This is a genomic window from Amycolatopsis sp. NPDC003731 (assembly GCF_053586895.1).
Window position 1 is genome coordinate 1 of record NZ_JBSFNC010000031.1, and the last position, 14921, is coordinate 14921.

Genomic DNA, 14921 nt, shown 5'->3' on the forward strand with positions numbered 1-14921 from the left:
ATTCGGGACACCAGAGGTCCCGAATGAGTCATTCGCGGCACGCCGCGGGGCGCCGGTCAGCCGCGCGGGAGCGACGCCACCCCGGCCAGCAGCCGGTCGACGTCGTCCTCCGTGGTGTACGGCGCGATCCCGGCCCGGACCGCTCCCGTGTCACCCAGCCCCAGGTGCCGTGAGCACTCCAGCGCGTAGAAACTCCCCGCCGGAGCGTTCACCCCGTGCGCGCCGAGGTGCTCGTACACCGCCTGCGACGCCACCCCGGCCACCGAGAACAGCACCGTCGGAGTCCGGTGCCGCTCCGGTGCCCCGTACCGGGTGACGCCCGGAAGCGCGGCCAGACCGGCGTCGAGCCGGGCCAGCAGCGTATTCTCGTGCTCCTCCAGCCGCGCCATCGACTCCTGCAGCCGCGCCCGGCGCGTCCCTGTCCCCGGCACCAGCCCGGCGAGGAAACCGATCGCCGCGGTCGTGCCCGCCAACAGCTCATAGGGCAGCGTGCCCAGCTCGAACCGCTCCGGGACGGCGTTGGTCGAGGGCAGCAGCTTGTCCGGGTGCAGCGTCTCGAGCAACGTCGGCGCCGCCGCGACCACGCCGAGGTGCGGCCCGAGGAACTTGTACGGCGAGCAGGCGTAGAAGTCAGCCCCGAGCGCCGTGATGTCCACCAGAGCGTGCGGGGTCAGGTGGACGCCGTCGACGTAGAGCAGCGCACCGGCGTCGTGCACCTGGGCCGCGATCGCCGGGATGTCCGGCCGGGTGCCGAGCAGGTTCGACGCCGCCGTCACCGCGACCAGCCGCGTCCGCTCCGACAGCAGCGCGCCGATCGGTGCGAGTTCTCCGGTGGCCGGGTCGAAATCCGCCCAGCGCACGGTGGCCCCGGCCGCCGCCGCGGCCTGGACCCACGGGCGGATGTTGGCGTCGTGGTCGAGGCGGGTCACCACGACTTCGTCGCCGGGGCCCCACTTCTGGGACAGCGTCCGGGAGAAGTCGTACGTCAGCTGCGTCATGCTCCGGCCGAAGACGACGCCCGCCGGGTCGGCGGCGAGCAGGTCGGCGACGGCTTCGCGGGCTTCGGCGACGACCGAGCTCGCTCGCCGCTCGGCCGCGGTGACGACGCCGCGGTTGGCGATCGCCGCGCACAGCGTGCCGGCCACCGCTTCCCCGACGACGGCGGGGACCTGCGAACCACCCGGTCCGTCGAAGTGGGCCGCGCCGCCGTCGAGGGCGGGGAAGTGCGCTCGGATGGTCTGAACGTCGTAGGTCACGCCGCCAGCATGCCGAACGGCGGCCACCGGCCTCAAGATCCCCTGGTCGGGAAGTCAGCGCCCCCGGTTGCGCGGGTGCTCACGCGCCCGGCGTTCGTTGCCGTGCTTGTAGTTGCCCGTCACCTTGGCCATCAGCAGCTGCTGATCATCGCCGCGGGCCACCGCGGCCAGGAAGCGGGCGGCCGCGGTCCCGCGCAGTGTCCCCGCGGGCCGGCCGTGGTGCGTGATGGTCACGGTGCCGTGCTCGTCGCGGTAGGCGAAGCCCTCCGGTGTCCCCATGCGCCCCAGGGTGACACGGGCGGCAACCGGTTTTCCCCGGGTCGGATCCGGGGGGTTCCCGGATGGTGCCCGGGCCCGGAGCCGACAGAATGCGAGGATGACCGGAGGGGGAGCGGGGCTGCGGGCCCGGCTGGGGAACAGGTACGTGCTGCTCGGCGCGCAAGTGCTCGTGCTGGTGGCGGTGCTCGTGTCGTACAACGGCGGCCGGTGGCGGTTCCCCGCCTACCGCGTCGACCTCGACGTCTACCGGCTCGGCTCGTCGGCGCTGCTGCACGGCCAGGCGCTGTACGGCACGCTGCCGCCCACCGGTGACGGCCAGTTGCTGCTCTTCACCTACCCGCCGTTCGCGGCGATCGTGCTGGCCCCGCTGGCGGTGCTGCCGTACTGGGCCGCCTGCCTCGCGCTCACCCTGCTGACCCTCGGGGTCCTGGCGGTGGTCCTGGTGACCGTGCTGCGTGCCCTCGGCGCGCGCTGCGACTGGCGGCGCGTGGTGACGCTGCTGCTGGCCGCCGAAGTGCTGGAGCCGGTGTTGCGCACGCTGTACGCCGGTCAGATCGACCTGCTGCTGCTCGCGCTGGTCGTGCTGGACGTCCTGGTGGACCACCCGCGCTGGCCGCGTGGCCTGCTGATCGGCCTCGCCGCCGCGGTCAAGCTGACCCCGGCGGTGTTCCTCCTGTACTTCCTGCTCCGCCGCGACACCCGGGCCGCGGTGACCGCCGGGGTGACCTTCCTGGCCGCGACGGCGCTGGGGTTCCTGCTCGCCGGCACCGACTCGGTGCGGTACTGGACGGGTGCGCTGTGGGACACCGGCCGCGTCGGCGAGCCGACCTACGCCGGCGACCAGTCGCTGCTCGGGCTGCTGGCCAGGGCCGGGGTGCCGCCGGAGGCGCGGACGGCGTGGTGGCTGCCGCTGGTGGCGGTGGTGCTCGTGCTGACGGTGTGGGGCGTGCGACGCGCGCTCGCGGCGGGGGAGCCGACGATCGCGCTCGGCCTGAACGCGCTCGGCGGGCTGCTGGTCTCGCCCATTTCGTGGACCCACCACTGGGTGTGGGCCGTGGTGGTCCTGCTCGGCTGGGCGGAGCTGGCCCGCCGCACCCGGCGGCGGGGGTTCGCGGTCCTGGCCGGGACGGGCGCGGTGCTCTTCGTCGCCGGGCCGCAGTGGTGGTGGCCGCGTGGCGGGGAGGTGGAGCGGCACTGGAACTTCGTCCAGCAGCTCACCGGCAACGGCTATGTCCTGTTCGGACTGGCGGTGCTGCTCATCGCGGTGCTGGTGCGGTTCCCGCGCCGGGACGGCCTCGTCAGCGACGTCGTGCCGGCCCACGCCGGAGCCAGCCCGCTCCCAGGATGAGCATCGCCGTGCCGAGCGCCAGGTCGAAGCAGATGCCGGCGGTGTTCCACGGCAGCGTGTCGGTGACCGCGGACGGCAGCGGGAGCAGCCCGGCGAAGCCGGCCACGACGTAGCCGACACCGGCGGTGACCAGGAACCGCGCGGCCCAGCGCGACGAGCGCGTACAGAACACCGCGGCGGCGCCGGTCAGCAGGTGCACCAGCGTCCACACCCCGGAGACGGCGAGCACACCGAACAGCACGCGCGGCCCGCCGCCGTCCGCGACCCCGGCCATCAGCTCCAGCGCGGCGAGGACGAGGAACAGCAGGCCGATCAGCATGCCCATGCCCTGCACGGGGGCGGGGCCCCGCCGGGGTGCCCGGGTCTCGGGTTCGGTGGCCGTCATGTTTCCGGGGTTCCCCGCGCGCACCCTTTTAATGCACCGCATCCGGGGTATCCGGGCACGATCCGGACGCCGACGAGGAGTGACACGATGACCGAGTACCGCCACAGCGCGACCGCCGACATCCCCGCGGACGAGCTGTTCGCCTTCCTGAGCCACCCGGAGAACCTGCCCCGGTACTTCCCGGAGATGAAGGTCGCCGAGCCGAAGGGCGGCGACAGCGTCCACGTCGAGGCCGAGGTGCACGGCGAACGGGTGGCCAGCGAGGCGTGGCTGCACACCGACCCGGCGACGAGGTCGCTGACGTGGGGTGCCGAGGGCCCCGACGACTACCACGGCGAACTCCGCATCCGCGACGACGGCCCGGCGTCCTCGGAGATCACGGTGACGCTGCACAGCGTCCGCGAAGCCGACGGCGACGAGGTCCAGCAGGGCCTGGAACGCACGATCGCGGCGATGACGCACGCCGCGTCGTCCGACGCCGACGTCGAAGCCGCCGAAGGCCAGGGCGGCTGGACCTCCTACGACGACAAGAGGGACACGTCCAGCTGAGGCGGGAACGGCCCGTAGGCGTTGCCGCGGGCGCCGCGGGTGCGCACTGCAGGCACGGCGAACAGGTACTTGAGCAGCTTCGGCGGGGCGGCGCCGCGCCCGCGGGCCCGCGCGGCGGCCGCCCGCCGCTCGACGCGCACCTGGTCGGCCTGCACCCGCTCGATCGCCCGGATCCGGTCGGCCTGGACTCCCGCCAGGTCCGCGGGCGTGACACCACCGCGGCGGAAGGCGGGAACCAGCCGGTTCGCCGCGGCGACGGCGTCCTGGATCGCCATCAGGATACCGTTGCCGCCGACCGGCGAGATGACGTGCGCGGCGTCGCCGAGCAGCAGCAGGCCCGGCCGGGACCAGTGGTCCACCCGCGAGATGTCGACCGACAGGAGCGTCGTCTGCGCGAAGTCCGTGAGCAGGTGGGCGCGGTCGGCCAGCCACGGGACGCGCTCGCGCACGAACGCCCGGATCGGCTCCACCCCGCGTTCGCGCAACGCCGGGTACGAGCCCTTTTCGATGCTGTAGCCGACCTGCCAGTCGTGGACGCCGCCGAGGACTCCGACGTAGGCGGCGCGGCCGAAGTACAGGTCGAGGTCCGCGTCCGGCGGGTCGCCGGGGGAGCGGGGCAGCCGGAACCACAGCAGGTCGGTGGTCGCGCCGAGCGACCGGGCTTCGAGCCCGGCCAGGCGCCGCACGGTGGAAAACCGGCCGTCGGCGCCGACGACGACGGACGCGGCGAGCTCGCCGCCGCGGTGGCGGACGCCGGTCACCACGCCGTCGGCCTCGAGCAGCCCGGTGACCTTGGCGCCGGTGCGCAACGTGAAGGACGGCAGCGCGCTCGCCCGCTCGGCGAGGAAGTCGAGGAACCGCACCTGGGGCATCAGGGCGATGTAGCCGAACGGCGTCCGGAGGCGGTCGTAGTCGGCGGCGCGGTAGACGCCGTCCGGGGTGTGGAAGCGGAACGAGCGCGCCTTGAAGTGGTCGAGCTCCAGCAGGTCGCCGGCCAGGCCGAGGCGGTCGAGCAGTTCGAGGGTGTAGGGGTGCAGCGAGTCGCCGCGGAAGTCGCGGTCGAAGTCGGACCGCGATTCGAGCACGGTGACCTCGATCCCGGCCCGGGCCAGGAGGTAGCCGAGCAACAGCCCGCCGGGCCCGCCGCCGGCGATCGCCACGCTCATGCCGTGTCCACAGTGGAGAGACGGAACACCGCCATGGTGGGCAGGTGCTCCAGGATCCGGGCCGGGGTCGCGTCCTGGGGGACCGGGAACGCCCGGATCGCCCACGGCACCGACATCGCGGCCAGGTAGGCGGCGACGACCGCGGCCGCTTCCTCGCCGCCGGTCTCGTCGGCTCGCCGGTCTTCGCGGTGGCCGTGGGACAGCAGCGCGCACACCGGCGTGGCCAGGAGGTTCTCCACCCAGTCGCGGTCGCGGACGGGGGAGACGAGGTACTGCGCGCCGTCGTGCGCGACCACGGCGAGGGGGACGCGCCTCGGCTCGCCGGTGCGGCGGCCGCGCGTCTCGACGACGCGCAGGGCGTACCCGCCGTCCGGTGGGGCCTCGGCGGGGGCGTCGATCAGCTTCGCGGTCATTTCGGCGTTCATCGCTCGGACATCCACGTTTCCACGGTAGCAAAACTAGCTAGATTGTCTAGCTAAATTAGAATGACCAGGTGGAAGACATCCCCGTCGCGCTCCGGGTGAACCTCGCGCTGCGCGAGCTCCTCGCGCTCGCCCACGACGTGCAGATCGCCCTGGCCCGGCGGCTCGGTCTCGGCGCGACCGACGTCCAGGCGCTGCAGCACCTGTCCGCCGGCACGCCGATGGGCACGGTCGACCTCGCGCACGCGCTGAAGATCCGGTCCGCGTCGGCGACCGTGCTGGTCGACCGGCTCGAAGCGGCCGGTCACGTCCGTCGCGGCCCGCACCCGCGCGACGGGCGGCGGGTCACCCTCGTCGTCAGCGAGGCGGCCCGAGCCGAAGTCCGGGCCGCGCTGGCGCCGCTCGTCGACGCCATCACCCGGTTGACGGACGGCCTGCCACCCGGGCAGGCGGAGGTCGTGGCGCAGTTCCTCGGGGACACCACGGAGATCCTCCGTGCTTACGCTGCGGAGCCGCCGGAGGCGGGTTAGCGTTCCGCGCATGCGAGACGAGCCCGCGCTGTGGCTGTTCGCCGACCAGCTCGGGCCCCACTTCCACAGCACACCCGAGCACCGCGGTCGTGACGTGCTGCTGATCCGGTCGGCCGCCGCCTTCGCCGCGAAACCGTTCCACCGGCAGAAACTGCACCTGGTCCAGGCGGCGCTGTACCGGCTCGCGGCCGACCTCGGCGACCGAGTCACCCTGATCGACGCGCCCGACTACCGCACCGGTCTGCGGCGCTTCGGGCGGCCGGTCGTGGTGCACGAGCCGACGTCGCACGCGGCCGACGCCTTCGTCCGGCGGCTGCGCGACGAAGGCGTCGTCACGGAGATCGTGCCCACGCCCGGCTTCTTGCTGTCCAAAGAGGACTTCGCCGCCTGGGCGGCCGGGCGGACGCGGTTCGTCATGGAGGACTTCTACCGCGACCAGCGCCGGAAGTTCGGCGTGCTGCTCGAAGCCGACGGCGAACCCGAAGGCGGGCACTGGAACTACGACCACGACAACCGGCAGCCGCCGCCGAAGACCACCCGGCTCGGCGTCCCGGCGCCGTGGCACCCGCGCGAAAACGAGCTCGACGACCGGGTCCGCGCCGAGCTCGACGCGGCCGAGCGCGCCGGCAAGATCCGGCCGGTCGGCGTGGACGGGCCACGGCAGTTCGCCGTCGGGCACGACGAGGCGAACCGGGCGCTGCGCCGGTTCCTCGACCACCGGCTGTCGTTCTTCGGGCCACATCAGGACGCGATGCTCACCCACGACTGGGCGATGGCGCACGCCCTGCTGTCGGTGCCGCTGAACCTCGGGCTGCTCGACCCGCGCGACGTCGTCCGGCGGGCCGAGGACCGGTACCGGGCGGGGGAGGCGCCGCTGAGCAGCGTCGAGGGGTTCGTCCGGCAGGTGCTCGGCTGGCGCGAATGGGTGTGGCACCTCTACTGGCACCAAGGGCCGGACTACCTGCGCCGCAACGCGCTGCAAGCCCGCCGCGCCCTGCCGCAGTGGTGGCGCTCGCTCGACGCCGACGCGGTCGAAGCGGCGTGCCTGCGCACCGCGCTGGCCGGGGTCCGCGACCGCGGCTACGCCCACCACATCGAACGCCTGATGGTGCTCGGCAACCACGGGCTCCAGCGCGGCTACGACCCGGCCGCGCTGACCCGCTGGTTCGCGACGGCCTTCGTCGACGGCTTCCCCTGGGTGATGCCGGCGAACGTGATCGGCATGAGCCAGTACGCCGACGGCGGGCTCGTCGCGACCAAGCCGTACGCCGCCGGCGGCGCCTACATCAGCCGGATGAGCGACCACTGCGGCGGCTGCGTCTTCGACCCGAAGAAGCGGACCGGGCCGGACGCGTGCCCGTTCACCGCGGGGTACTGGGCGTTCCTGGACCGGAACGCCGAGCGGCTGCGCGGCAACCACCGGATGCGCCAGGCCCTCGGCGGGCTCGAACGGCTCGCCGATCGCGCCGAGGTCGTCGCCCACGAGGCCGGCCGCGAACACTTCTGATCGTATAACGACCTATACGGCGAGGGACGATCGAAACCATCGTCGCGAGGGTGAACAGACCACACGCAACGAGCGCGGCAGCCTGCACGCTCTCGGTGCAGGCTGCCCGAGCGGCCGCGAGAAGCTCGGCAGCTTGCGCCAGGCCGTGCGACGCCGTTTGCGCTTGAGCCGGTCCGGCGGAGGCCAGGCGCGTCACCGCTTCCGGCACGCCGGGTGGCACCACCAGGTGCGCCGCGTAGACGGCGGCCGCCAGGGAGCCGAACGCCGTCGTGCCCAGGCCTGCCCCCAGCTCGTAGCCGGTCTTCTCGACCGCGGCCGCGCCTCCGGCCCGGTCAGGGGGCGCGGCGGACAGCAGCGTGTCCGTGCTCGACGTCAGCGCGAGCGCCATGCCCAACCCCGAGCCGACGAGCGCACTGCCGAGCCACCAGGGCGACGGCAGCCCGCCCACCGCCGGGATGCCGAGGGACGCTGCCGCCAGGGCGAATCCCGCCGTGCGGACCTGGGCGTTGCCGTACCGCTCCAGCAGGGCCGGCGCCACCACGCTGCCGGCCGCCGACGCGCCGAGGACGAGCAGCAGCCGCGCCGCCGCGGCCGTCGGGGAGAGGCCGAGCACCACCTGGAGGTACTGGGCGAGCAGCAGGCCCAGCCCGACGAGGGTGCTCATCACCAGCAGCACCCCGCCGACCGCGCCGGGTACGCCCGGCCGCCGGAACAGGGTCAGGTCCAGCAGGGGAGTGGCCGCACGCCGCTGGCGGCGCACGAAGAGCACGAGGAGGACGCACCCGGCCGCCCCCGCGACGAAGCCGCCCCCCGACGGCCCGACGGCGAAGGCGATGCCGAGCACGCCACCGGCCGCGAGCACCGCGCTGAGCGCGTCCCACGGCTCGCGCCCGGGCGGGCTGCGCGGCAGCCACCGCAGCGCCGCCACCAGGGCGGCCAGGATGACCGGCGGGTTGACCAGGAACGTCGCCCGCCACCCCCACGCTTCGACGAGCAGCCCGCCGAGGACCGGCCCGAACACCGAGCCGGTCCCGGCGATGCCGCTGCACACCGCGATCGCCGTGCGCCGCCGCCGTCGGTCCGGGAACAGTTCCCGCAGCAGCGACATCGTCACCGGCATGATCAGCGCGCCGCCGACGCCGAGCGCGGCGCGGGCGGCGAGCAGGGCCGGGACGCCGGGGGCGAGGGCACAGCCGAGCGACGCCACCCCGAACACCGCGTAGCCGGTGACGAGCACGCGCCGTCGTCCGAATCGGTCGCCGAGCGTGCCGGACGGCAGGAGCAGCGGGGCCGCGGTGAGGGGGTAGATCGCCACGATCCACACCTGGGCGGCCGCGCCGGGCCGCAGTTGCCGGACGAGGTCGGGCAGCGCGACGTGCAGCACGGTCGCGTCCACCGCGACCAGGAAGAGGCCGGCGCCGAGCACGGCCAGCAGCGCCGCGGTCCGGGTCACGGCCACAGCTCGTCCGCCAGGTGCCGTGCGACGACGTCGACGTGCGGCGGATCGACGATCGAGAGGTGGTGTGCCGGGACGGGGACGATCTCGAGCCGCGGGCACAGCCCGCCCCACCCGGCGTCGGGGTCGGTGCGGGAATAGCGCGGTTCCATCGCGAGCCCGGCGGCGTACGGTTCGGTGGCCCGGTACAGCACCACGCGGCCGGCGTAGGGCGGCGGTGTCCCGCGTTCGGCGGCCAGGGTGTCCAAAAAGGACTGTCGCTGGTGGCGGAGGACGCCGGGGCTCAGCAACCCGGCTTCGGCCACACGCTGCATGGTGAGTTCGATCTGCTCTTCTTCGGGCAGGGGCGCGAGTTCGTCGTGGCCGAGCCGGACGGTCCGGCCGTAGGTACCTTCGACGTAGCCGGTGAAGCGCAGGAACCGCCGGGCCGACGACGCGCGCGGGTCGAAGTCCGGTTCGGGCAGCGGCAGCATGGTGTCGATGAGGGCGACGAGCTCGACCGGTTCGCCCTCGTCGGCGAGCCGGGCGGCGAGGCCGTAGGCGAGGGCACCGCCGAAGGACCAGCCGGCGAGGCGGTACGGCCCGTGGGGGAGGCGGGCCCGGACGAGCGGGAGGAGCCGGTCGACGCGGTCTTCGATGCTGGTGCCGGGCACGCGTTCGAAGCCGAGGCAGGGGATCCCGGCGGGGAGCCGGTCCAGCAGCGGGCGGTAGACGGTGCAGGTGCTGCCGCCGGGGTGGAACAGCAGGAGAGGGGCGGTGCCGGCGTCGCCGGGCTTGAGCAGGTGCACGTCTTCGCGCGTGTCGAGCAGGGCCCGCGCGACGTCGGCGACGGCGGCGAGCGAGTCGTGCCGGAGGAGCTCCGCGGCGTCGACGGGGGTGTCGAGTTCGGTGGCGAGGCTGCCGGCGAGCAGCCGCGCGAGGCGGTGCGGGTCGGCGGTCCCGGTGAGGCGGACGTGCGGGCCGGCGTCGGTGCCGGTGTGCTGCCGCCAGAGCCGCAGGACGAGCCGATCGGCGGCGTCCCAGGCCCGGCCGCGGGCCGGAGGTTCGTCGCCCCGCGGGACGAGGTCCCGGGTGAGGTCGGCGAGGGTGGCCCCGCGCAGCACGGCGGCGGCGTCGGGTTCGGTGCCGAGCTCCCGGCGGACGGCTTCGCGGATCCGGTTCGCCATGAGCGAGTCGAGCCCGAGGTCGACGAGCGGCACATCGGGGTCGAGGCGGTCGGGGGCGAGCCCCATGACGGCCGCGACGATCCGGGTGAGCCGACCACCGGCGGCTTCGGGTCCGGCCGGCGGCTGGGTGGCTGGGCCGGCGGGTCGGGCCTCGTCGGGCGTTGCGGCGGCGGTTCTGGCCGCTGGGCCGGCGGTTGGTGTCCCGTCGGGCGTTGCCGCGGGCCGGGACTCCCCGGCCGGGGCGGGGTGCTCGTCCCCGTCGGTGTACCAGTGCCGCTCGTGGCGCCAGGGGATCGGCGGGACGTCCGTGAGGCGGGCGTCGTCGTCCGGGGTGGTCAGCGTGATGCGGGTGCCCGCGCAGTACAGCCTTGCCGCCGCGGCCGCGAACGCCCGGACCTCGTCCTGGCCGCGGCGCAGGGTGCCGGTCACCACCGCGTCGGGGATTCCGCCCGCTTCGAGCGTCTTCGCCAGCGAACCCCGCAGGATCGGGTGTGGGGAGACCTCGACGAACACGCGGTGCCCGTCCGCGGCCGCCGCGGCGACCGCCTGCCGGAAGCGGACCGGGCGGCGCAGGTGCGCGGCCCAGTAGCCGGCGTCGAAGTCCGGGAGCTCGCGCGGGTCCGTCAGCACCGTGTCGTACCAGGGCACCAACGGCCGCCGTCCGCCCAGCTCGGCGAGTGCGGCACGCAGGGCGCCGAGGACGGGCTCGACCCCCGCCGAATGCCCGGCGACCCCGACCGGCAGCCGCCGCGCGCTCCGCCCGGCGGCCTCGAGGTCGGCGACGAGCCGATCGAGCACCACCGCGTCCCCGGCGACCGTCACCTGCCCCGGAGCGGAATCCACGGCCAGTTCGACGCCGGGGTGCGAGGCGAGCTCGCCGGGCGTCAGCTCGACCGCGGCCATCGCGCCGCCGGAGCCGATCGTGCCCAGCAGGCGGGCGCGGGTGGCGACCAGGTGGACGGCCTCGTCGGCGGTCAGCACCCCACCCACGACGGCGGCCGCGGCGGACCCGAGCGAGTGCCCGAGGACGGCGCCGGGCCGCACCCCGAGCGCCTCCCACCGCGCGGCCAGCGCGACCTGCGTCCCGAAGATGGCCAGCTGCGTCTCGGCGAGGGACGCCGGGGCGGCGCCGGCGAGCAGCGACCGCAGCGATCGCCCGGCGTGTTCGGTGAAGGGATCGCCGAGCTTGTCGACCTGGGCGGCGAAGGCGGGTTCGGCGGCCAGCAGCCGGCGGCCCATCCCGGCCCACTGGGACCCGTGCCCGGAGAAGACGAAGACCGGCCCCTCCCCGCCGACGGCGCAACCGGCGAAGGCGCCGGCGGGCAGCGGATCGGCCCCGTCCCCGACGGCCCGCAGCAACGCCGCGAGTTCCCCGTGACCGGCGGCGACGAAGGCGGCCCGGTGCGGTCCGGAGTTGTCACGCCGGAAGAGGGTGTGGGTGACGTCGGCCAGGGAGCTCCGCCGTCCGGAGGGGGAGTCCAGCCAGGAGGCGAGCTGGGTGGCCCGCTCGGTGAGCCGGTCGCCGGTCCGGGCCGACAGCAGCCCGATCCGGACACCGCCGCTGCCGAACGAGCGCCCGTCCGTCGCGGAACCGGCGCTCGCTGGCTCGTGGCCGCGCCGGGTCGCGGCACCACCACTTTCGCGAGCCGGACCCGCCGCCTCTTCGAGCACCACGTGCGCGTTCGTCCCGCCGAACCCGAACGCCGACACCCCCGCCGTCGCGCGGCCGGTGTGGCGGGGCCACGGTGTCGGCTCCGTGACCACCTTCAACCCCAACGGGCCGAACGCGATGTGCGGGTTCGGCGCGCCGAAGTGCAACTGCGGCGGCAGCACCCCGTGCGTCATCGCCAGGACCACTTTGATCAGCCCGGCGATCCCCGCCGCCGCCTCGGCGTGGGCGATGTTCGTCTTCACCGAGCCGATCAGCAGCGGCGCACCCGCCGCGCGGCCCGCGCCCAGCACCGCACCCAGCGCACCCGCCTCGATCGGGTCGCCCAGCAGCGTCCCCGTCCCGTGCGCCTCCACGTAGTCCACAGTGGACGGCTCGACGCCGCGGTAGGCGTCCCGCAGCATCGCCTGCTGCGCCAGCGGGTTCGGTGCGGCCATGCCGTGGGACCGGCCGTCGGAGTTGACCGCCGAGGCGCGGATCACCGCGAGCACGCGGTCGCCGTCGCATTCGGCGTCCGCCAGGCGCTTGAGCACCACGACGCCGCAGCCCTCCGCTCGCGCGATGCCGTCCGCGGCCGCCGAGAACGTCTTGCAGCGGCCGTCGCCCGCGAGCAGGCCCGCCGCCGCGAACGCCGCCGTCGGGCCGGGGAGCAGCATGAGGTTGACCCCCGCCGCCAGCGCCAGGTCCGCGTCGCCGTCGCGCAGGGCGCGCACCGCGTGGTGCACCGCGACCAGCGACGACGAGCACGCCGTGTCCACCGCCATGCTCGGCCCGCGCAGGTCGTAGACGTACGACAGCCGGTTGGCCGCGATGCTGCCCGCCGCGCCCGTGGCCGTCCACAGGTCCGGCGCGCCGCCGGTCATCGTGAGGTGGCCGTAGTCGTGGGTCGAAATCCCGGTGAACACGCCGGTCCGGCTGCCGCGCAGCGACGCCGGGGCGAGGCCGGCGTGCTCCAGCGCCGCCCACGTGACCTCCAGGAGCATGCGCTGCTGCGGGTCCATCGTCGCCGCTTCGCGGGGGGTGATGCCGAAGTGCTCGGCGTCGAACCCGGCGACGTCGTCGAGGAATCCGCCGAGCACCGGCGCGGCCTCGGCGCTCCAGCGGCCGGGCGGCGCGGTGCGGACGGCGTCCCGCCCGCTGCTGAGCAGGTCCCAGAACGCCTCGGGCCCGTCCGCGCCGGGGAACCGGCAGCCCAGGCCGATGACGGCGACCGGATCGGTCCGACGGCGGTCGGTGCTCGGCCGGGCCTCGGGCTCGGCCTCACCGGTGAGGCTGCGGACGAGGTGGTCGATGGTCGGGCTTTCCCACAGCAGCGTCGCCGGCAGCCGGCGGCCGAGCCGGTCTTCGAGGTCGGCGGCGATGCCGACGGCCTGGCGGGAGGACAGGCCGTAGTCGCCGAGCGGCCGGTCGGGCTCGGCCGGGACGCCGGTGTGCTCGGCGACGGTGTCCAGGAGCCAACGGCGGAGGGTGTCGCTCATCGCGCCAGTGCCTTTCCGTAGTCCCCGGCGAGGTAGCGGTCGCGGCAGGCGGCGCGGGCGATCTTGCCGCTGGACGTGCGCGGGACCCGCCCGGGGGGCACGAGCAGCACGTCCCGCAGCGCGAGGCCGTGCGCGTCGGAGACCAGCCGCCGGATCGCGGCGGCCAGCGCGCGTTCGGCGGGCTCGGCCAGGTCCGCGTGGCCGCGGTGTTCGGCGACCACGACGACGGCCTCGGTGTCGGTGCCCGCCACGGCGAAGGCGGCGACGCTGCCCGGGCGGATCCCGGGGTCGGTCGACGCGGCGGTCGCTTCGACGTCCTGCGGGTAGTGGTTGCGGCCGTCGACGATGATCAGGTCCTTGATCCGGCCCGCGATGTAGAGCTCGCCGTCGTGGCGGACGCCGAGGTCGCCGGTCCGCAGCCAGGGCCCCTCGGGCAGGCCGCCGGCCAGCCGGGCGCCGAAGGTTTCGGTGCTCTCCAGGGGTTTCTGCCAGTATCCGTCGCCGACGTTCGGCCCGTGCACCCAGATTTCGCCGACCGAGCCGTCCGGCAGCACGACGGCGTTGTCCGGGTCGACGAGGGCGACGAGCTGCCCGGCCGGGGTGCCGCAGGCGACGAGCCGGACGCCGTCCGCGGCCGGCCGCGCGGCGCCCGTCGCAAGGGCGTCGCGGTCGAACGTGGTGACGCGCGGGGCCGCGGCGGGGCCGGTGGTGACGAACACGGTGGCCTCGGCCAGGCCGTACGCCGGGCGGGTCATCTCCGGCCGGTACCCGGCGGCCGCGAAGGCGGTGTGGAACCGGTCGAGGACGTCCGGGTTGATCGGCTCGGCGCCGTTGACGATCGCGGTGACCCGCCCGAGCCGCAGCCGCGCGCGGTCGGTGTCGCGGATCCGGCTCGCGCAGTAGTGGAAGGCGAAGTTCGGGGCCGCGCTCCAGCTGCCCGCGTGGTCGCCGAGCAGTTCCAGCCAGCGGACCGGCCGCTCGATGAAGGCCAGCGGGTCCATCAGCACCGAGCGCAGGCCGAGCGCCAGCGGCGTGATCAGGCCGAGGACCAGCCCCATGTCGTGGAACAGCGGCAGCCACGAAACCGTGGTCGCCGCGGCCGGGTCGAGGCCGAGCCCGCGCACCGCCTGGGTGACGTTGGCGAGCACGTTCGCGTGGGTCAGCACCACGCCGGCCGGGCTGCGGGTCGAACCGGAGGTGTACTGCAGGTAGGCGACGTCGCCCGAGGCCGCGGCCGGAACCGGCCGGGTCCGCGCCGGTTCCGGGCGGTCGACCGCGACGACGGTGACGTCGTTGCCGACGAACGCTTCGACACCCGCGCGGGCGGTCGCGGTGGTCACGACGGCCGACGGCACGCAGTCGGCGAGGACCGCGGCGAGCCGCCCCGCGTGACCCGGCAGGTCCGGGTCGAACAGCGGCACCGCGATCGCGCCCGCGGCGATCGCGGCCAGGAACCCGACGACGTAGTCCGGGCCCTGCGGGCAGAGCACGGCGACCCGGTCGCCCGGCGCCACCGGCAGCGCGCCCGCGGCGGCGTCGACGCGCTCGGCCAGCTGCCCCCAGGTCAGGCTGCGGCGCCGTCCGGCGGGGTCGGCGGCGAAGTCGGCGAAGGTGAGGGCGGGCGCGTCGGGGGTGGTCGCCGCCCAGTGGCGCAGGCACGCGGTCAGGGTGTCGCCGCCCACCGCCGGGAAGTTCTGCTGGGTCATCGGT

General features: G+C 75.0%; 11 protein-coding genes and 1 pseudogene. 4 read left to right on the top strand and 8 right to left on the bottom strand.

Annotated elements, in window-relative coordinates; all coding sequences use genetic code 11:
- Window positions 1-56: 56 nt before the first annotated feature.
- Complete coding sequence (locus ACWDN5_RS15685) at window positions 57-1256, bottom strand: cysteine desulfurase-like protein (RefSeq protein ID WP_449676788.1); 1200 nt, start codon at window positions 1254-1256, stop codon at window positions 57-59.
- A 54-nt stretch (window positions 1257-1310) separates the two neighbouring features.
- A complete protein-coding gene (locus ACWDN5_RS15690) occupies window positions 1311-1535 on the bottom strand; it encodes a hypothetical protein (protein ID WP_310976167.1) in 225 nt (74 codons plus the stop codon).
- A gap of 97 nt (window positions 1536-1632) precedes the next feature.
- Between ACWDN5_RS15690 and ACWDN5_RS15695 the strand changes: the two genes are divergently transcribed.
- Complete coding sequence (locus tag ACWDN5_RS15695; RefSeq protein ID WP_449676789.1) at window positions 1633-2883, top strand: glycosyltransferase 87 family protein; 1251 nt, start codon at window positions 1633-1635, stop codon at window positions 2881-2883.
- On the opposite strand, the gene ACWDN5_RS15700 is transcribed toward ACWDN5_RS15695, so the two are convergent.
- Window positions 2834-3268 (bottom strand): DUF4383 domain-containing protein, encoded by a 435-nt coding sequence (locus ACWDN5_RS15700; protein WP_310976165.1) that lies wholly within the window; start codon window positions 3266-3268, stop codon window positions 2834-2836. The genes ACWDN5_RS15695 and ACWDN5_RS15700 overlap by 50 nt on opposite strands.
- A gap of 87 nt (window positions 3269-3355) precedes the next feature.
- Between ACWDN5_RS15700 and ACWDN5_RS15705 the strand changes: the two genes are divergently transcribed.
- Window positions 3356-3817 carry an SRPBCC family protein gene (locus ACWDN5_RS15705; RefSeq protein ID WP_310976164.1) on the top strand — a complete coding sequence of 154 codons (462 nt, stop codon included), beginning with the start codon at window positions 3356-3358 and terminating at the stop codon, window positions 3815-3817.
- On the opposite strand, the gene ACWDN5_RS15710 is transcribed toward ACWDN5_RS15705, so the two are convergent.
- Window positions 3787-4983, bottom strand: coding sequence for an FAD-dependent oxidoreductase (locus tag ACWDN5_RS15710; RefSeq protein ID WP_449676790.1), 1197 nt, complete (start codon window positions 4981-4983; stop codon window positions 3787-3789). The genes ACWDN5_RS15705 and ACWDN5_RS15710 overlap by 31 nt on opposite strands.
- Entirely contained in the window at window positions 4980-5423 is a 444-nt protein-coding gene (locus ACWDN5_RS15715) for a nitroreductase family deazaflavin-dependent oxidoreductase (RefSeq protein WP_449676791.1), read from the bottom strand. The genes ACWDN5_RS15710 and ACWDN5_RS15715 overlap by 4 nt, the downstream gene beginning before the upstream one ends.
- 53 nt (window positions 5424-5476) lie before the next feature.
- Between ACWDN5_RS15715 and ACWDN5_RS15720 the strand changes: the two genes are divergently transcribed.
- Both ACWDN5_RS15720 and ACWDN5_RS15725 read left to right on the top strand, forming a co-directional pair.
- Window positions 5477-5935 (top strand): MarR family winged helix-turn-helix transcriptional regulator, encoded by a 459-nt coding sequence (locus ACWDN5_RS15720; RefSeq protein ID WP_310976161.1) that lies wholly within the window; start codon window positions 5477-5479, stop codon window positions 5933-5935.
- 10 nt (window positions 5936-5945) lie between these two features.
- Window positions 5946-6539 (top strand): annotated as a pseudogene (locus tag ACWDN5_RS15725) (cryptochrome/photolyase family protein); the annotation flags it as partial.
- Between the two features lie 757 nt (window positions 6540-7296).
- Here the strand turns inward: ACWDN5_RS15725 and ACWDN5_RS15730 are convergent.
- The 3 genes from ACWDN5_RS15730 to ACWDN5_RS15740 are packed head-to-tail and all read right to left on the bottom strand — an operon-like array spanning window position 7297 to window position 14917.
- On the bottom strand, window positions 7297-8901 hold the full coding sequence (locus ACWDN5_RS15730) for an MFS transporter (protein ID WP_449676792.1): 1605 nt from the start codon (window positions 8899-8901) through the stop codon (window positions 7297-7299).
- Complete coding sequence (locus ACWDN5_RS15735; RefSeq protein ID WP_449676793.1) at window positions 8892-13211, bottom strand: beta-ketoacyl synthase N-terminal-like domain-containing protein; 4320 nt, start codon at window positions 13209-13211, stop codon at window positions 8892-8894. The genes ACWDN5_RS15730 and ACWDN5_RS15735 overlap by 10 nt, the downstream gene beginning before the upstream one ends.
- Window positions 13208-14917, bottom strand: a complete 1710-nt coding sequence (locus ACWDN5_RS15740) for a fatty acyl-AMP ligase (protein WP_449676794.1) — start codon at window positions 14915-14917, stop codon at window positions 13208-13210. The genes ACWDN5_RS15735 and ACWDN5_RS15740 overlap by 4 nt, the downstream gene beginning before the upstream one ends.
- Between the last annotated feature and the right edge of the window lie 4 nt (window positions 14918-14921).

Excerpts from the sequence above, each read along its gene's own strand:
- ACWDN5_RS15690 (WP_310976167.1), bottom strand. The coding sequence starts at position 1,535 with ATGGGGACACCGGAGGGCTTCGCCTACCGCGACGAGCACGGCACCGTG.
- ACWDN5_RS15695 (WP_449676789.1), top strand. The coding sequence starts at position 1,633 with ATGACCGGAGGGGGAGCGGGGCTGCGGGCCCGGCTGGGGAACAGGTAC.
- ACWDN5_RS15700 (WP_310976165.1), bottom strand. The coding sequence starts at position 3,268 with ATGACGGCCACCGAACCCGAGACCCGGGCACCCCGGCGGGGCCCCGCC.
- ACWDN5_RS15705 (WP_310976164.1), top strand. The coding sequence starts at position 3,356 with ATGACCGAGTACCGCCACAGCGCGACCGCCGACATCCCCGCGGACGAG.
- ACWDN5_RS15710 (WP_449676790.1), bottom strand. The coding sequence starts at position 4,983 with ATGAGCGTGGCGATCGCCGGCGGCGGGCCCGGCGGGCTGTTGCTCGGC.
- ACWDN5_RS15735 (WP_449676793.1), bottom strand. The coding sequence starts at position 13,211 with ATGAGCGACACCCTCCGCCGTTGGCTCCTGGACACCGTCGCCGAGCAC.
- ACWDN5_RS15740 (WP_449676794.1), bottom strand. The coding sequence starts at position 14,917 with ATGACCCAGCAGAACTTCCCGGCGGTGGGCGGCGACACCCTGACCGCG.